Source organism: uncultured Psychromonas sp. (assembly GCF_947489755.1).
Lineage (GTDB): Bacteria > Pseudomonadota > Gammaproteobacteria > Enterobacterales > Psychromonadaceae > Psychromonas.
This window is the reverse complement of record NZ_CANLFB010000008.1, coordinates 55,605-74,621: the sequence shown is the minus strand read 5'-3', so window position 1 is coordinate 74,621 and position 19,017 is coordinate 55,605. Positions and strand designations below refer to the sequence as shown.

Below are 19,017 nucleotides of genomic sequence, written 5' to 3'. Positions count from 1 at the left end.
ATTTTTGTTTACAATAACAAAGCAATGCTTTTTACGATACACTCTTTTAAAGATTGTTTCCATTCAACAATAAACATCAAAAAAAATAAATAATATAAATTTTATTCATAAAAAGGTTATTCGTGTCTAATTCATCTGAGTTGAGTGTTGGCCTCACGGCGGCTTTCCCTTGTTCTTATTTAGCAGATAAAGAAGAACAATTAATCATGTTAGTCGATCCTGAGAATAATGCACAAAAACATTATCCTGCATTAATGTCGATTGGATTCAGACGCAGTGGCGATCAAGTGTATCGCCCGCATTGTCCTGATTGTAATAGTTGTGAGTCATTACGTATTAATAGCGAACATTTTAATTTATCTAAAAGTCAAAAGCGTCTATTAAATAAAAATAAACATTTTACGACAGTAAAAAGTACAATAGCTAAAACTAACTATTACTCGCTTTATGAACGTTACATTAACCAAATACATAAAGATGGCGTCATGTACCCTGCTCGCTTAGAACAATTCGAGTCGTTTATTGCTTGTAGCTGGGGCGACATTATTTTTATCGAAGTGTATGATAATGAGAAATTAATATCTGTTAGTGTCACTGATCAGTTAAAAACCGAGACATCATCAGCTTGGAGTGCTTTTTATTGCTTTTATGACCCCGATTACAATGCTCATTCATTAGGGAAATATGCCGTTTTACAGCAGCTTCATTTAGCTAAACAAGAAAAAATAGAATTTTTATATTTAGGTTATTACATTCATAATTGTCAAAAAATGAATTACAAAAACCAATTTAACCCACATCAACGCTTTATAAACCAGCAATGGGCGGCATTTGATTAGCTTTTTAGTTTGATTAATGAGCAACAATCCTTTACCACTTCCAATTATTCTGGCATTATGCGCCGATTGAAACTAGCACTACTTACCTATACAAAGGATCCATCGCCAATGGCAAAAGAAGACAGTATTGAAATGCAAGGCACTATCTTAGATACGTTGCCTAATACAATGTTCCGTGTGGAATTAGAAAACGGTCACGTTGTTACTGCACATATCTCAGGAAAAATGCGTAAAAACTATATCCGTATTCTAACTGGCGATAAAGTGACAGTTCAGCTTACACCTTACGATTTATCAAAAGGTCGTATTGTTTTCCGTGCTCGTTAATTAGCCGGTAACAAAAAATTCGGCTTTTATTAGCCATAAAAAAACCAGCAACTAAGCTGGTTTTTTTATGCCCATTTTTTAGGGTATTTTATTAAAAGTAACGTCGTTTGATATCAAACCATTTTATATAAAGCTTTAGCACTATGTTTAACTATAGAACTTGAAGCTTTAAATCAAGAGTTTCAAACCTAGAACATGGCCCTTTTAATAGAGCTACATACTAACGACTCATTTCTAATTTTTTCTCATATTTAAACTCAATACCATCGCCAGTTGAGTTCAATAGCACACTAACGCTTCCACCATTTTGTAAACCGCCAAATAATATTTCATTTGCTAATGGTTTTTTTAGTTTCTCTTGAATCAATCGTCCCATTGGTCGAGCGCCCATTGCTTTATCATAACCATGTTCAGCTAACCAATCTCGTGCTTTACTATCGACTTCTAATGACACTTGTTTTTTATCTAGCTGCACTTGTAACTGCACAATAAATTTATCGACCACTTGGCTAATCACTTTTAAATCTAAATGATTAAACCAAATAATATTATCTAGACGGTTTCTAAATTCAGGAGAGAATATTTTATTAATCTCATCCATCGCTTTAGCCCCTTCTTTTTGCTCTTTAAAGCCGATACTTTGTTTTACCGTTTCTTGCACACCTGCATTAGTTGTCATCACTAAAATAACATTTCTGAAGTCAACTTTACGACCATTGCTATCAGTTAATGTTGCGTGATCCATTACCTGTAATAAAATATTATAAACATCAGAATGTGCTTTTTCGATTTCATCTAACAGAACAACAGAATATGGATGCTTAACAACAGCATCCGTTAACAAGCCAGCCTGTTCGTAACCGACATAACCAGGTGGTGCACCAATTAAACGAGAAACCGTATGTTTTTCCATGTATTCCGACATATCAAAACGTAATAACTCCACACCTAATGCTTTTGCTAACTGCTGAGTCACTTCCGTTTTACCGACACCAGTCGGACCAGCAAACAAGAATGATCCAACAGGTTTTAGTTCATCAGATAGTCCTGAGCGATTTAGATGTATTGCATCCGTTAACGCATCAATAGCAGAATCTTGACCAAATACCGTCATTTTCAAACGCTGATGTAATTTAGCTAATGCATCTTTGTCCGTATTAGACACTGACTTCTCAGGAATACGTGCAATTTTAGCAATAATGCTCTCGATCTCAGACACACCAATGGTTTTCTTACGTTTACTAGCAGGTAATAAACGCATTTGTGAACCGGCTTCATCAATCACATCAATCGCTTTATCTGGCAAATGACGATCATTAATATATTTAGCACTTAACTCAGCCGCAGCAACCAAGGCTTTATTGGTATAACGAATATTATGATGTTCTTCATAACGAGAACGTAAACCTAAAAGAATCTGGCTTGTTTCTTTTACTGAAGGTTCCAGTACATCAATTTTTTGGAAACGTCGCGCTAAGGCATGTTCTTTCTCAAAGATTTGGCCGAATTCTTTATAAGTAGTCGAACCAATACATCTTAATTCACCACCTGTTAATAATGGTTTCAATAAATTAGCGGCGTCTAACTGGCCGCCCGTTGCAGCACCAGCACCGATAATAGTATGGATTTCATCAATAAATAAAATCGCATTTTTCTGTTCTTTTAATTTGTTCAATACGGTTTTAAAACGTTGTTCGAACTCACCGCGGTATTTTGTGCCTGCTAATAACGCGCCCATATCAAGAGAGTAGATAATATTATCTTCAATCACATCGGGTACATTGTTATTAACAATTTGGTAAGCTAACCCTTCAGCAATAGCGGTTTTACCAACACCAGACTCCCCGACTAGTAGAGGGTTATTTTTACGACGACGACATAGGATTTGTACACAACGTTCAAGCTCTTTTTCTCGTCCAATTAATGGATCGATTTTACCTGCGATAACCTGTTCGTTAAGGTTAACAGTGAATGGCATTTCATCACTTTCTTCCGCAGCAGCTTCAACAGGTTCTTGTTCATGAAAAGTAATCGAGTCAGGATGTTTTTCCATACCATGAGAAATATAATTAACGACATCCAAACGTGACAAACTAGATTTTTTCAAAAAGTAAGCGGCTTGTGATTCTTGTTCACTAAAAATAGCCACCAGCACATTTGATGCGCTAACTTCTGTTTTACCTGATGATTGGACATGAAAAATAGCACGCTGTAAAACACGCTCAAAGGCAATGGTAGGCTGTACTTCTAACTTCTCATTTTGAATATCACTAAGGCTTGGGTTGGTGTCCAAGAATTCACTTAATTCAATATGTAAAGACACGATATCCACAGAGCAAGCCAAAAGAATTTTCTTTATTTCATCGTTTTCTAACAATGCTAATAACAAATGTTCTAATGTCATAAATTCATTGCTTTTTTCGTAGGCAATGCGGAAGGCTAAATCAAGGCTATGTTCTAAAGGTTTATCTAGCATGGAGACTCCTTATGAGAGTAAAAATAAAATCACGTGGTTATGGTTAACTCTCTTTTTCCATCGTACATTTTAATGGATGTTGATTTTCTTTTGCATATTGAATGACTTGCATTACTTTAGTTTCAGCTATTTCTGCACTAAATGTACCGCAAACACCGACACCTTTATAGTGCACATTTAACATGACTTCGGTTGCAGCTTCATGATCGAGTCGAAAAAAACGCTGCAACACATCAATAACAAAATCCATTGGTGAATAATCATCATTATGTAATAACACGTTATACATAGATGGCGGCACTAATTTCGTTTCATGGGATTCGATGGTTTCCGATTCGTTTCCCGTTTTTGGAGAATTTTGATCACTCATTTTTTAGTTTAGTCTTCATTTTTAAAGTTACTGAAATTGTTCGCATAATGTTCTTATTATGTGATTAGCATTGTAAAAGCATAGTCTTAGCTATATTTTAAAAGAATAAAACGAGCTATTTAATAAATCTAGATAACTGCAATACTCAATCTTAGAGTAAAGCTTAACTTTCCAATGTGCAATCGCCTGTAACAAAAAAGCCATCACCATGTGAAGCAATCATTAAATTGGTTAATAGCTTGTTTATTAAACGTACGATTATATTTAACTTATTGATCAACAAATAAACACGATGGATGTGCTTAGATTGTATAGGTAGATACTATTTTCTCAGTTTAATGAATGTCTCTCAGTTTAATAAATAAGAACTATAAATTAAGATCGATGCTCTGCCCTTTTATGATGGCTGATAGCATCTCTGACAGACGCTGTATTTTAATGTTAGATAATTGCCTGTAATCAAAATAAGGACAAACAACCACACCTTGTTGTATATCCACAGCAAACTCCTCATCTAACCACAATAATTCAGTGGCCAACTTCCCTTCGTTAATTAATTGTTTGGCATAAGTTCTACCACAAATAATATGTATGGTTTTAATCGCACTCATATTTGAACAATCAGCTTTTAAAAGCTCCGACATTGAAGTTTCGAATGTTTTCACTGCTTTTAATGTTTTCAAAATAGGAGAGCTAAAAATTAATGCAGTACCGCTATTCGCTTGTAATAAATACTGATCTCGATATTGCTGCCAAGTCGGTGCTAGAGTAGCAAATGTAAAATTATTTTTATCCAAGGCATACAACAACTTAGCATAAACATTAAACACCTTACGCCAACCATTTCCACAAGCTTGCCCGATGGTATGAAGTTCACCGTTCTGAAGTGCTTTTAACTGTGTCAATGACTGATACTCAGGCATAGCAGGTTGATTAGCGATATACACAGCGAATGAAAATCGACTATCACCCAATCCGAATACTTCATTGCAATTCATCGCTTCCTCACCATCAGTGTCCATCAATATTTACTTCCTTAATATCAAAAATCAGGCCTTCGCAAGACATTTTATTTTGCCAAAAAATAGTCGCGAATTATATACATCCCCTAGGATAAACACTATCATCCAACTAACTCTATAGGGGTAAAAAAACAAAAAATGTTTTCCCTATAAAATGTTAGCGTATCACACAGAGAGAACATAAAAATGCACATGGCTTATTACTTAAATTCAATCTCTTACATGGAGAATAACAATGTATCTTAACTTCAAAGGGCGCATTGTATCTGCAGCTATTGTGTTATTAACCATATCAATGGCAACACTTGCTTACATTTCATATCAACAACAATCTTCTCTTACAATCAATAATGTTGATAGATACTCAATGCTTAAAGTCTCTAATAACAGCGATAAGATCCATGAATTTGTAGATAAAATAACAAGAGGCATTAGCTCAACAGCTGATTTATTCTCCCTTAGCAAAGATGAATTAAGCATTATTACCGAACTTAAGTTAATTAAACGTACCTCTGAAGCATCAGCCGTCATTGTTGGGTACGAAGACGGTTCAGCCTATAACAGTAACAGAGGTAAATATGCATCAAGCTATGATCCTCGTTCACGCGGCTGGTATAAACAAGCTAAAAATAAGCGCTCAACTATCATTACGGACATCTATACAGGCAGTAGTACTGGCAAATTAATGATCAGTATTTCAGCCCCTTTTTACCGTGATAATCAACTGGCAGGCGTATTACTAGCAGACGTGGAGCTAGACGGCCTTCAAGCAATGGTCAATGACACCGTATTTGACGGTGGAACCGCCAGTTTATATGAAGGTTCAGGACTAACATTAGCATCAACCAATAATAACGATATTGCAGGTAAAACACGTTTATCGGATACGCCTGAATTATCTAAACTTAAAAATGATATTTACAGTAACGACAAAGGCAGTGTTTCTTACACGCTAGCAGGAGCTAATAAAGTCGCTTATTTTGAAACCATTAAGCTAAACGACTCAACTAGCTGGCACTTACTCGTTTCATTAGATGAATCCGTCATTTACAGTAAAGTTCAAAAATCATTAATGACTGTTTTAGTCACCACAGTGATTTTGATTTCTATTTGTTCATTCATTATCTTCTTATTACTGAGCTACACCTATAGACCTGTGCTTGAACTTAAGAAAACCGTACAAGAATTAGCGAATGGTAATGGCGACTTAACACATCGTCTTCCTGTCACTAGTCGTGATGATTTAGGACAAATATCAGAAAACATTAATACGTTTATCGCACACTTACAAAATATGATGTTAGATATTACAACAGCCTCTAACCGTATTGGCTCAAGTATTACTGGGTTACAAGGTTTAACAGAAGAGAACAAAACAACCTTAAATCATCATAAATCTGAAACAGAACAAGCGGTCACTGCCTTAGAAGAAATGAGTGCAACCTCTCATGATGTCGCTAGAAATACTACCGAGGCCGTTGAATTTACAGGTAGAACCACGACACAAGCAGAGCAATCAAAAGAAGTCGTTAGAGGCGCAACTGAAACCGTTAGCCAATTAGTCACCAGTGTCGATAATGTGTCACAAAATATCAGTGAAATGGGATTACAAATATCTGAGATAGCTAAAGTACTGAGCGTTATTGGTTCAATAGCCGATCAAACTAACCTACTCGCCTTGAATGCAGCTATTGAAGCAGCAAGAGCCGGTGAACATGGCAGAGGTTTTGCAGTTGTTGCAGATGAAGTAAGAGCACTGGCTTTTAGAACACAGGAAAGTACGACTGAAATTCAAAATACCATTAATAGACTAACAACCAGTGGCGCTAACGTTGCCAATACAATGGAAGGTACCAAAGCAAGTTGTGAAGAAGCTTCTTCACAAATCAACTTAGTGGTAACCGACTTAGATAACATTAGTTTATCCGTAGAAGAGATTAACGGCATCAATGTACAAATTGCGACAGCTGCAGAAGAGCAAAGCGCCGTGGCAGAAGAAATAAATAGAAACATGGCTAAAATCAGTGAAATGGTTGAATTGATTGCCACCAGTGGTGAAGACGTTAACCATGAAGCCATTAGCCTTGCTAACGCAAATGCTCAGTTAGCCGATGTAGTGAAACAGTTTAAACTTAAGTAGTAAATTAGGCAGCTCGAAAAAAGTGTCTGATAATCGTCTTCTAACAGGAACTGAATGATAAGCCCTAGCTAAAAACGGTAATAAAAAGCTGCAATAAAAAACAGTGCAATAAAAAACAGTGCAATAAAAAACAGTGCAATATAAACATTAATTGATGATTTAATTAATGTTTATATTGCACCTCTTATTCTAATCCAATTAGTCGAGCCTAGTTATGCGAACCTAGGATTGGGTTTGATTAAAACAACGCCGAAAACATTCACATAATGATTATAAATAATGTATCACTTGGTTTGAGCTTCCTCGCCAAGCCAATGAAGGGTCTGCAAGGTTTTGCTCAAACTTGCCATCGATCAACACATCCACCAGCTTAATAACTTGTTGTTGTTTAACATTAAGTTCCGCCAACAAATATCCAGTCCACATCCAAATATCCTTACCTTCACACTCACGTTTAACTCGTTTAAGCAGCGTTAAAACCTGATCTACATTCGCAGGATGTAAAGGGTCTCCACCAGACAAGGTTAACCCTTGTTTTTTAATACGTTGATCATTGAGATCTAAAATAATTTGATCTGCCAGTTGTTCAGTAAACAATTCCCCAGCATCAGGAGACCAAGTAGATTGGTTATAACACCCTTTACAGTTATGAATACAACCGGACACAAAAAGAGTACAGCGAGTACCTTCACCATTTAAAACATCAACTGGATAATATTTTGAATAATTCATCTATTTACTTACTAAGCGCAGATTTAACGATAGTTAGGCCAATAAGACCTAAAATGACACCAGTGCACTTATCGATGTAATAAGCTAACTTAGAGAATTTTTTACGCACTTTGTCTCTAGACAACACGTAAATCACAGACAGATCCCATAGAAACACAACCGACGTCATCCATATTCCCAGTCCAATTTTAAAACTTAAATCTACATCTTTAGTTAATACAACAGTGAATAAGCTTAAGTAAAATAAAAGGTTTTTAGGATTTAAAATACCAGACATAAATCCAGTGATAAATTCTTTTACAAAGGTCGTTTCTACTTTTACCTGAGCACCAGAAAAAGCGAGATCTTGATAATCTGACTTCTTCGCTATTAAAGCCATTACTGCAAGATAAATAAGAAACAATCCGCCCGCCACTTTTAGCGCAATCATTATCATCACAGAACTAGCTAATAAAGAGCCAACCCCGATCAAGCAAAGGGCAATATATAATGCATTCGCACTAGCAATGCCCGCTGCAACACCAATCGATTTTTTAGGTCCGTTATTAATGGCACTTTTAACCACCAGAACAAAATCAGGCCCAGGACTTAAGAGCGCCAAAAAATGTGCAATAGCGACAGTGATAAATATACTAAAGAGAGCCCAATCCATATTTTTCCTTATTCTTTTTATATAACAAAATTTTAATTACGGTTCGTCTTCATTCGTTGAGACAGCTTGGTATTCATTAACAGTGTTTTCACTCTATCAGTGACTCTGCTTTTTATTATCAGAAGAACACTTCTTGCCCACAACATGCAAAAAGACTATCCCCTACTTGTTTTTTATTACAACTCGTCTTCGCTCGATGAAGCATTAAGCTAAATTCTAACTTTGGATTCCGCCCTGTCGGCGTGTTCATTTTCTTTAAATGGCCAAAGAAAACAGAACCAAAAGAAAGGCCACCCGAACCGTTTTTTAACCTGAATCAATAACAGCCTTCTTAACGCACCGCTCATACGCGGCGTCCATGCCGCGAAGTTCGCTAGCAACGGCTTCCCTGCCTTAGCTTGCTAAAGGCAGTGATTCATTCAGAAAAACTCAACGGGGCATAGCGTAGCCACATTGAGTTTTATTTTTTTTGAATAATTACAGTAAAATAAAAGGTTAGAAGTCTAAAATCTAGTTTTTACAGCCATTCTTATCGCAAGTTATTTTTTGGTGTGAATCCACCCAATGACTAGAATGCTTTTTAGTTTCAATGCCACAACCTGTTTTAGCTCCTTTAGTTCCACTATGAACAACGTCTGTTGGTATATGTTTGACAGCCATATTTATACCCTTCTAAGTATTAGTTATTTTTATTTACCAAACTTGCACTCAAATTCCAACCAGAATAATCGGGCTCACAAACAAACAAATCAAAATTTTGAACTTTGAAATAATCTAACTGTTCGTCATGTAGTTCCTTATCTTTTTCTTCATTAGAACGACACATATTCCTGTAAAAGCAGGCGCCCAAATAAACTTCTTTGATTGCATTTTCCGGAATATTAAAGCAAAACAGCGGTTGACCTAATACGTTATTTCTAAGCTTATCCCAACGACTTCCTTTAACATCACTTAGCACTTCACTGAGCGGAAGTGGGTTATGGTATGAAAAATTAAAATCAATAAGAGATTTAATAACTCTTACTTCTTCTTCATATCCCCATTCTAAAGATTTATATAAAAAAGCTTGTTTTAAATAGCTCTTAATATCGGATTTAAATTTTAAATCGCTTTCTTTAATTTCATTAAGTTTATCAATTGATGGTATTCTATTTAGATCTTTGTTTTTAGTAGAAACATAAGTAATTTCTCCTAATTGGGCGGGAATGATAAATTCATCAGAAGAGGTTAAATTAGCTAATTCTATATCGATACCTATTACAATTCCTTTATGCGAATCACCATAATGTGCCCACATTAAAGAATTCAAAGGATTTCGGGTTAGGGATAAAACCGCATAATTATGAGAAAAGTGATTTTTAAATCCCCTTGTTGCTGCACGCGGAGTGACATCACCTAAAGAAGAGAAACCAAAGTTAGTTCCTTCGAATGGGTCATTTAAATCCTCTAAGCATGTAAACCCCAGTGATTTACCTTTAATAATGTTTACTGCCGAATTAAAAGAAACGTATTTATATAAAATCATTTACTACTCCAGCCTACAAAAACAATAAAGTAAAACCTAAAAGAGAAATCAACACGGCTACGACAACTCCCCGTTGAGTTTTCTGAATTAATGAATGCCTTCAAGCAAGATAAGGCATGGATGCCGTTGCTAGTTCAGCTCGCCACAGGGATGTGGCGTCTGAACGGTGCGTTAAGAAGGTAGTCATTAATTCAGATTAAAAAACGAATTGGGGCGATTTTCTTTTGCTTCTGTTTTCTTTGCTCGTGCAAAGAAAATGAAGTCGCCGTCAGGGCGAAACACCAAGTTAATAAACACCAAACTGCCTCAATGAGCGCAGACGAATCATTCTAAATTAAGATACTTTACAAATAATATTTTTACAAAATAAATACAATTAAAATCAACCTAACATAAAAAAAAGCTACAAATGCTTAACCCTTCTCTTCACTTCCTCTTGTTTCCCTTCATTGAAAGGCCGAGCATCAGGACTGCCCAAATACCCACACACTCTGCGAGTTACTGCCACTTTCTCAGGATCAGAATTACCGCAGCTTGGGCATACAAATCCTTTACTGGTACAATCAAATTCGCCAGTAAAATGGCATTCATAACATTCATCTATTGGCGTATTAGTGCCGTAATAAGGAACGCGTGTGTAACTGTAATCCCAAACATTTTCTAAGGCTTTAAGGTTATGCTGCATGTTGGGATATTCGCCGTAACAAATAAAACCGCCACTGGCGATCGGCGGATAAGCCATTTCAAAATCTAGCTTATCGTAAGGATTAACTGCTTTTTCTACATCTAAATGGAAAGAATTGGTGTAATAACCTTTGTCAGTCACCCCTTCTAATACACCAAATTGTTTCGCATCTAAACGACAAAAACGATCGCATAAGTTTTCTGATGGGGTCGAATATAAACTAAAGGCATAACCCGTTTGTTGTGACCATTGTTCAGTGGCTTGCTTTAGACGCGTAATGATTTTTAAGGCTTTTTGCTGCTTTGTTTCACTGTCAAAAATATGAAGATCCGCGCCATATAATGCATTGATAGTTTCATGTAATCCGATATACCCTAATGAAATTGAAGCGCGGCCGTTTTTAAAGATCTCTGCAACGCAATCATCCGCTTTTAAACGAACGCCACAGGCTCCTTCCATATATAAAATGGGTGCAACACTGGCTTTAACTTCACTCAGTCTTTCAATACGCGTGTCTAATGCTTTTTTAGCTAATATTAAACGAGCTTCTAATAAGTTATAGAAGCGTAATTCACTTCCCTCTGCCTCTAAAGCAATACGCGGTAGGTTAATGCTGACAACGCCAAGGTTGTTACGCCCATCATGAATGAGTTCGCCCTCTTTATTATTGCTATTGTTATTGCTGTTGCTGCTGTTTTCTTCGTTGTCTGTTTTGTTATTGGTTTTTTCTTCATAGCGATCTAAAAAACTACGGCAACCCATTGGCGTTTTGAACGAGCCAGTCACTTCCACTACTTTGTCATAATTTAAAATATCTGGATACATTCGTTTCGATGCACATTCTAAGGCAAGTTGTTTTATGTCGTAATTTTGGTCATCTTCTTTATGGTTTAAGCCATCTTTAATCGCAAACACCAATTTAGGGAAAATAGCCGTTTTACGATTTTTACCTAACCCTGCAATACGATTTTTTAGAATAGATTGTTGAATTAAACGCGACTCCCAATCCGCCCCTAAACCAAACCCAAAAGTGACAAAAGGCGTTTGTCCATTAGCCGTATGTAGAGTGTTAACTTCATATTCTAACGATTGAAACGCGTTATAACATTCGATTTCAGTTTGCTGAGTTGCATAAGCATGCGCATCTGGAATGTTCCATTGTTGTGCTATTTTTAAATGTTTTTCAAAACTTTTAGTCACATAGGGAGCCAGTATGGTATCTATTCCGTTAATCGTCGTGCCACCATAAATATGGCTAGCGACTTGGGCAATAATCTGAGCGGTGACGGCGGTCGCTGTTGAAATTGATTTCGGCTCTTCAATTTCAGCATTACCCATTTTAAAGCCTTGAGTAAACATGCCTTTAATATCAATTAACATGCAATTAAACATAGGGAAGAATGGAGCATAATCTAAGTCATGGTAATGGATTTCACCTCGTTCATGCGCTCTCACCACATCACGCGGTAATATATAAGATTTAGCATAATGTTTAGCGACAATACCCGCTAATAAATCACGTTGTGTTGGGATCACTTTGCCATCTTTATTGGCATTTTCATTTAACAGTAAAGTGTTATTTTGCTGAATTAAGCCTTCAATTTCATTGTTCAAATGGCTCTTTCGTTCTCGTGCAATATCTCTGTCGTGACGATACTCAATGTAAATACGCGCCAATTCAATATGACCATGCTTCATTAAACACGCTTCAACTGCATCTTGAATATGATGAATATCGACTTGTTCTTGATCTTTTAAGCTTTCTTCTATTTCCGCTGCAATGCCAAAAGCATCAACACCTTTGCAACGGGCGACACCTGAGGCTTTTAAGATGGCCTCACTAATGCGCAACGCATTAAAAGGAATTTGGCTACCATCTCGCTTTATAACAACAGGCTTCATACATCACTCCAAAACAACAAAAAACACTACATATAGAATAAAAGCACTATACATAACACTAGATATAGAATTTTGATGTAAATCAACGTTGGAAATACCAAGCGAAAAAGAGTAATAAAAGCAGACTCTGTACTTCAAAATTAAATCTGTCTTATAAAAAGCCCGCACTTAATCGTTAAGTACGGGCTTTTTTAACTTAATCTGAAAGCGTCTTAGCCGAAAGTAAACTTGAGTGCTATTGCACTGCACTTAAATGTACTTGCGGTTAACAGAAGGAGTTAATTGTTGAAGTATTTTTTGGTTAGTGTGAAGACAACAGGACTTAATACCGCTAAAGCAATTAAGTTAGGTATTGCCATCAGAGCATTTAGAGTATCGCCCAGTAGCCATACAAAATTCAGATCCATGACCGCGCCAACAGGCAAAGCAAGAATAAAAATCAAACGGAAAGGAAGCACCGCTTTAGGACCAAAGAGGTATTCTGCACAACGTTCACCATAAACAGACCATCCAACGATGGTAGTAAAAGCAAATACAGCTAAACTTATAGCGACTAAGTACCCACCCCAACCAGGTAGCGCCAGATTAAATGCAGCAGATGTTAACGCAGCACCCGACAACCCTCCTGTCCAAGCACCTGAAATAATAATCACTAAACCAGTAATAGTACAAATAATAAGTGTATCAAGGAAAGTACCTAGCATAGCCACTAGTCCTTGGCGAACTGGCTCATTAGTTTGCGCACTGGCGTGAGCGATCGGCGCTGAACCTAAACCCGCTTCATTTGAAAACACACCACGGGCAACACCAAAGCGGATCGCCATCCATACCGTTGCACCGGCAAAACCACCCTGTGCAGAAGCCGGCGTAAAGGCATACTCGATAATCGTTGATATTGCCGGAATAACTTCACTGGCATGCATTAACAAAATAATGATACCAGCAATGATGTAAGCAATCGCCATCACTGGAACCAATGTCCCAGCAAATTTACCCACGCGCTTTAAACCACCAAGAATAACGCCACCAGCCAAAACCATAATAACTAAGCCAACAACAAGAGGCGAATAGGAAAAATTAGATTCTAAGACTTGTGCAATAGAATTTGATTGAACTGCATTACCAATACCAAAGCAGGCAATGGCACCAAACACGGCAAACAAAGTGCCTAACCAAGCCCATTTTTGGCCCATACCATTTTTAATATAATACATAGGTCCGCCAACATAGCTCCCCTTCTCATCTTTTTCTCGGTAATGAACTGCTAAGACTGCCTCGGCAAATTTAGTTGCCATCCCCACTAAAGCGGTTAACCACATCCAAAAAAGAGCACCTGGACCACCAATAAATACCGCAGTGGCAACACCAGCAATATTCCCTGTTCCCACAGTCGCAGACATGGCTGTCATTAAAGCCTGAAAGGGAGTGATCTCTCCTTTACCGCTTGATTCACGTCCATTCCACATTAGTTTAAAAGCCGAAACGATATTTAATATTGGCATAAACTTCAAACCAATGGTTAAAAATATCCCCACTCCTAATATAAGCACCAACATGGGTACCCCCCATACAATCGCATTTACCTGACCAATAAATTCAGTAATAAATTCCATACTTTATGACTCCGTTATGTAAATTGAAAAATTAATTTCACAGACATCTGCAAATAACAAGCCAATAACAAAAAAGTCAAACCCAAAGAGCTTTAACACCTAAATCATTGATAATAAACAGTTCACAAAAGGGTCAATCAGCATCCCCCAACAGGACAATAAACTAATTTCCTTTAAAAAAAAGAATAATACTCGGTGAAAATCTACATTTTAGTTTTTCAGTCTAAAAGCGAATATTAAGTAAAATGACGTAATATTTATCGTCTATTCAACTAACCGAATTAACATACGCACTTGCACATAAGTAAAAACACCATAAAAATGCACGATATAAAAAAATGCTTAATTTTGGTGCAATGTTCCTATTTTTTAATGTGCCTGATACTGTGCCTTAAATACCCATGTTGCTTTAGGTTCTTTGTCAGTCAGGAGTTCAGCTATCAACTCAATGTAAAAGATAAGGTAATGGCATTCCCTTTTTGATGATTGCAACACTGTTCTGGCACTTTAAATCGTATTCCACAGAACAAGGCAAATAGCACCAACCTGAATTAATACAAAATATCTATGTAGAATAATTATCAAATAGTGATGTTTTTAATCATTCGAAGGCTAAATGTGGTGCCTAGTACCTTGAAGTATAACCAGTATATAAGCTGTGGAGATCCACTGACCTTGCTTTCAGTACATGCAATACTTCTTTTAGATGTATATAAACAATACAAAATACGTCAGCAAACCATGACTAAATGTTCAAGATCAGCGCCATACAATGACCATCCACAGTGTATTTAATTCCCGCTACTTTACCTTCTCACTGTAAGCTAAAAAAATAATGGTCAAATTATAGAGGCGCATATCTATTAGGATTTATTTAATACCTTTACCAAAAGGTACAATAAATAGATAAATCTCTAGAATTGATGATACTTTTCCACTGAACTTGTGCATTTTTGTTGTTACAATACCGATCCTTTTCCTGCTTAAATCACCTACATTAGTAGTGGAATTATTATTTATGAGCGATTATTTTTTACTCTTTTTTGGCACAGTGTTAGTTAATAACTTTGTGTTAGTGAAGTTCTTAGGGTTATGTCCATTTATGGGCGTTTCAAATAAAATTGAAACGGCTGTTGGGATGTCACTGGCAACCACGTTTGTATTAACGTTAACGGCGGCGCTTTCTTATATCGTTAATACATACTTATTGGTGCCATTAGGTTTACAGTATTTACAAACCTTGAGCTTCATTTTAGTGATCGCTGTGGTGGTGCAATTTACTGAAATGGTGATGCACAAAACCAGCCCTACTTTGTATCGTTTATTAGGTATTTTCTTACCTTTAATCACCACTAACTGTGCCATTCTTGGTTTAGCATTATTGAACCTGACAGAGCAGCATAATTTCACTCAATCAGTTATCTATGGCTTTGGTGCAGGTGTTGGCTTCTCTCTGGTACTGGTTCTCTTCTCTTCAATTCGTGAACGTCTAAGTGCGGCTGACGTGCCACTTCCTTTTAAAGGCGCATCTATCGCGATGATCACAGCAGGGTTAATGTCATTAGCATTCATGGGTTTCACTGGGTTAATTAAATGATCATTAGTATTATCGTAGCGATACTAACACTGGGTATTTTAGGGCTTATTTTTGGCTCTTTATTAGGTTATTCATCGATTAAATTTAAAGTAAAAGAAGACCCGATTGTTGAAGAGTTAGATGCGATGTTGCCACAAACGCAATGTGGTCAATGTGGTTATCCTGGCTGTAAACCTTATGCAAAAGCAATTGCTGACGGTGATGACATCAATAAATGCCCTCCCGGTGGCGAAGCCGTTATGATACAGCTTGCTGAACGAATGGGCATTGAACCTAAAAAATTAGACGGTGAAGAAAAACCTAAACTGATTGCTTTTATCCGTGAAGACGAATGTATTGGCTGTACTAAGTGTATTCAAGCTTGTCCTGTTGACGCTATTTTAGGTGCCACCAGACAAATGCACACAGTGATCACAGATGAATGTACTGGCTGTGAATTATGTGTAGCACCTTGCCCGACAGACTGTATTGATATGTTACCGATTCAAATTACCACTCAAAACTGGCAGTGGAACTTACACACGATTCCAACTAAAACTATCTCAACTGAACGCAATGACGAGCCGTAACATGACACAGCCTAGTAATTTATTAAGTGACGAAAAATTAGAACAAATTGCAGCTGGGAAAATGTGGGATTTTCATGGCGGTGTTCACCCTGTACAAAATAAACAGCAAAGTAATCAGACAGCAATTACAGATGCAGGTATTCCAGACGAATTAATTATTGCTGTTGAACAAAAAGGTCACATTCCTCAGCTATTAGTTGAAGTCGGTGATAGCGTTTTAAAAGGTCAACCTTTAACTAAAGTATATGGCGCCTTAGTCGTACAACACGCGAGTAGTTCAGGTACGGTTAAAGCGATTGAACCACGAACAGATTGCCACCCTTCTGGTTTACCTGTGTTATCCGTTGTTATTGAAACCGACGGTTTAGACAGACCTTTTCCTTCTCAAGGCTTTGAGGATTACCGCAAAGAAATACCAGCAACGTTAATAGAAGCAGTACAGCAAGCCGGTGTTGTTGGGTTAGGTGGAGCAGGCTTTGCCACTCACTTAAAGTTAGCACACAGCGACAACCGCTTACTGATCGTCAATGCTATTGAATGCGAACCTTACATCACCTCTGATGATCGCTTAGTGCAAGAACATGCCGATGAAATCATCGAAGGCATGATGATAATGCAACATATTTTAAAGCCTAAGCTGATGTCTTTTGCTATTGAAGATAATAAGCCAGAAGCGATTGAAGCATTTAAAAAATCCTTGCAATCATTACCAGAAGTGGAAAGAAAAAATATCGTTTTAAGTATTGTCCCGACTCGCTACCCATCAGGGAGTGCCAAACAACTTATCGAAGTATTAACAGGTGAGCAAACACCCATCGGTAAGCACTCATCGGAACTTGGTATTGTCATGCTTAATGTGGGCACGGTATTCGCAGTAAAAGAAGCAGTTATTAACGGTAAATCACTTGTTTCGCGTATTGTCACTATCACTGGCGATGCTTTCGCACGTAAAGGCAATGCCAGTGTACGCATCGGCACCCCGATACAATATTTGTTAGATAAATATTGGCTAAACGCCCTTCATCATCAAAAATTAGTTATCGGCGGTCCCATGATGGGATTTAGCGTAACCGATACATCGATGCCAGTGAGTAAGATATGTAACTGCATTTTAGCGCCAACGGATAAAGAACTTGCTCCGCCAGAAGAAGAGATGAATTGTATTCGTTGCAGTGAATGCGCTGAAGCCTGTCCGGTTGAGTTATTGCCACAACAGTTGCTTTGGTACTCTCAAAGTGAAGACCATAAAAAGCTAGAAGAGTACGACTTAGCCGCTTGTATTGAATGTGGTGCTTGTGCGTATGTTTGCCCAAGTCATATTCCTTTAGTTGAATATTACCGCGTCTCTAAAGCACAAATTAAAACAGCCAAAGAAGAAGCAGATAAAGCAGCTATCGCACGTAAACGCCATGAAGACAGAGAGTTACGTTTAGAGACTGAGAAACAACAACGCCTGTTAAAACACAAACTGGCCGCTGAAAAACGTAAACAGCAAATGAAAAGTGATAATGGCGGTGAAGATCCTGTTGCTGCTGCCCTTGCGCGAGCGAAAGCTAAAAAGCAGGCAGGCACAGAAACCGAAGCTAAACCAACAGGTCAAAATAGCCAAGTAGCTGCCGCAATAGCAAGAGCGAAAGCCAAAAAGTTAGCGAATGCCTCTGCTGACAATAAACCCATTGAAGGCAATCAAACTGAAACAGATACAACATTAAACGTTGATCCTAAAAAAGCCGCTGTCGCAGCAGCGATTGCAAGAGCCAAAGCTAAAAAACTAGCCAATGCGTCCGTTGAAAATAATGAAGCGGCAATCGATCCTAAAAAAGCAGCCGTTGCAGCCGCGATTGCAAGAGCCAAAGCTAAAAAGCTAGCTAAAGCATCTGCTGAAGAAAGTTCTTCTGTTGAAAACAATGAAGCTGAAGCAACGCCGAAAGTCGATCCTAAAAAAGCAGCTGTCGCAGCGGCGATTGCAAGAGCCAAAGCTAAAAAGCTAGCCAATGTGTCAACTGAAAATACATCGGTTGAAAATAATGAAGCGGCAGTCGATCCTAAAAAAGTAGCCGTTGCAGCCGCGATTGCAAGAGCTAAAGCTAAAAAACTAGCCAAAGCATCTGCTGAAAGTACGTCTATTGAAATTGAATCTGCTGAAAGCGTTCCCATTGACAGCTCTTCTGTTGAAAGCAATGAAGTTGAAGCAACGCCGGAAGTCGACCCTAAGAAGGAAGCTATTGCCGCAGCAGTAGCGCGAGCTAAAGCTAAAAAAATAGCAAAAGCAGCGGCTGAAAGTACGGTTGATGAACCTTCACTTGTTACAGATTCATCCGTTGAAAGTAATGACTCTACAACAATGCCTGAAGTCGATCCTAAAAAAGCAGCGATTGCTGCCGCAGTAGCGCGCGCTAAAGCTAAAAAAATAGCAAAAGCAGCGGCTGAAAATACGACCACAGAAACCGAAGAACAAACAGGTAAACAACAGCATGAAGAAGCCCCTGTTGAAGACAAAAAAGCAAAAATAGCGGCAGTCATTGCCAAAGCAAAGGCCAAAAAACTGGCGCAGAAGGATCAATAAAC

General features: G+C 37.7%; 15 protein-coding genes. 6 read left to right on the top strand and 9 right to left on the bottom strand.

Going from position 1 to position 19,017, the window contains the following annotated elements:
• Window positions 1–122: 122 nt before the first annotated feature.
• Together Q0794_RS06435 and infA are read left to right on the top strand one after the other, a co-directional pair.
• The gene (locus tag Q0794_RS06435) at window positions 123–839 is read left to right on the top strand and encodes an arginyltransferase (protein WP_298940922.1); all 717 of its coding nucleotides are present in this window, start codon (window positions 123–125) and stop codon (window positions 837–839) included.
• 108 nt (window positions 840–947) lie between these two features.
• On the top strand, window positions 948–1,166 hold the full coding sequence (gene infA, locus Q0794_RS06430) for a translation initiation factor IF-1 (protein WP_007419779.1): 219 nt from the start codon (window positions 948–950) through the stop codon (window positions 1,164–1,166).
• A 220-nt stretch (window positions 1,167–1,386) separates the two neighbouring features.
• Here infA and clpA read toward each other — a convergent pair whose 3' ends face one another.
• From clpA to Q0794_RS06415, 3 genes are all read right to left on the bottom strand, one after another.
• Window positions 1,387–3,642, bottom strand: a complete 2,256-nt coding sequence (clpA, locus tag Q0794_RS06425; protein ID WP_298940921.1) for an ATP-dependent Clp protease ATP-binding subunit ClpA — start codon at window positions 3,640–3,642, stop codon at window positions 1,387–1,389.
• Between the two features lie 43 nt (window positions 3,643–3,685).
• The gene (gene clpS / locus Q0794_RS06420) at window positions 3,686–4,012 is read right to left on the bottom strand and encodes an ATP-dependent Clp protease adapter ClpS (protein WP_298940920.1); all 327 of its coding nucleotides are present in this window, start codon (window positions 4,010–4,012) and stop codon (window positions 3,686–3,688) included.
• A 368-nt stretch (window positions 4,013–4,380) separates the two neighbouring features.
• Window positions 4,381–5,034, bottom strand: a complete 654-nt coding sequence (locus tag Q0794_RS06415) for a hypothetical protein (RefSeq protein WP_298940919.1) — start codon at window positions 5,032–5,034, stop codon at window positions 4,381–4,383.
• A gap of 235 nt (window positions 5,035–5,269) precedes the next feature.
• On the opposite strand from Q0794_RS06415, the gene Q0794_RS06410 reads away from it, so the two are divergent.
• On the top strand, window positions 5,270–7,174 hold the full coding sequence (locus Q0794_RS06410) for a methyl-accepting chemotaxis protein (protein ID WP_298940918.1): 1,905 nt from the start codon (window positions 5,270–5,272) through the stop codon (window positions 7,172–7,174).
• Window positions 7,175–7,444: 270 nt separating this feature from the next.
• On the opposite strand, the gene nrdG is transcribed toward Q0794_RS06410, so the two are convergent.
• The 6 genes from nrdG to Q0794_RS06380 all read right to left on the bottom strand — a co-directional run bounded on the left by nrdG (window position 7,445) and on the right by Q0794_RS06380 (window position 14,283).
• A complete protein-coding gene (nrdG, locus tag Q0794_RS06405) occupies window positions 7,445–7,906 on the bottom strand; it encodes an anaerobic ribonucleoside-triphosphate reductase-activating protein (protein WP_298940917.1) in 462 nt (153 codons plus the stop codon).
• A gap of 4 nt (window positions 7,907–7,910) precedes the next feature.
• Complete coding sequence (locus tag Q0794_RS06400) at window positions 7,911–8,558, bottom strand: LysE family transporter (protein WP_298940916.1); 648 nt, start codon at window positions 8,556–8,558, stop codon at window positions 7,911–7,913.
• A 510-nt stretch (window positions 8,559–9,068) separates the two neighbouring features.
• Entirely contained in the window at window positions 9,069–9,218 is a 150-nt protein-coding gene (locus Q0794_RS06395; protein WP_298940915.1) for a hypothetical protein, read from the bottom strand.
• A gap of 19 nt (window positions 9,219–9,237) precedes the next feature.
• Window positions 9,238–10,083, bottom strand: coding sequence for a DUF2971 domain-containing protein (locus Q0794_RS06390; protein ID WP_298940914.1), 846 nt, complete (start codon window positions 10,081–10,083; stop codon window positions 9,238–9,240).
• 403 nt (window positions 10,084–10,486) lie between these two features.
• Window positions 10,487–12,670 (bottom strand): anaerobic ribonucleoside-triphosphate reductase, encoded by a 2,184-nt coding sequence (gene nrdD, locus Q0794_RS06385; RefSeq protein WP_298940913.1) that lies wholly within the window; start codon window positions 12,668–12,670, stop codon window positions 10,487–10,489.
• A gap of 278 nt (window positions 12,671–12,948) precedes the next feature.
• On the bottom strand, window positions 12,949–14,283 hold the full coding sequence (locus Q0794_RS06380; protein WP_298940912.1) for a sodium:alanine symporter family protein: 1,335 nt from the start codon (window positions 14,281–14,283) through the stop codon (window positions 12,949–12,951).
• Between the two features lie 1,018 nt (window positions 14,284–15,301).
• On the opposite strand from Q0794_RS06380, the gene rsxA reads away from it, so the two are divergent.
• The 3 genes from rsxA to rsxC are packed head-to-tail and all read left to right on the top strand — an operon-like array spanning window position 15,302 to window position 19,015.
• Complete coding sequence (rsxA, locus tag Q0794_RS06375) at window positions 15,302–15,880, top strand: electron transport complex subunit RsxA (RefSeq protein ID WP_298940911.1); 579 nt, start codon at window positions 15,302–15,304, stop codon at window positions 15,878–15,880.
• On the top strand, window positions 15,877–16,449 hold the full coding sequence (rsxB, locus tag Q0794_RS06370; protein ID WP_298940910.1) for an electron transport complex subunit RsxB: 573 nt from the start codon (window positions 15,877–15,879) through the stop codon (window positions 16,447–16,449). Before rsxA ends, rsxB begins: the two co-directional genes overlap by 4 nt.
• Window position 16,450: 1 nt before the next feature.
• On the top strand, window positions 16,451–19,015 hold the full coding sequence (gene rsxC, locus Q0794_RS06365) for an electron transport complex subunit RsxC (protein WP_298940909.1): 2,565 nt from the start codon (window positions 16,451–16,453) through the stop codon (window positions 19,013–19,015).
• The last annotated feature ends 2 nt before the right edge of the window (window positions 19,016–19,017 follow it).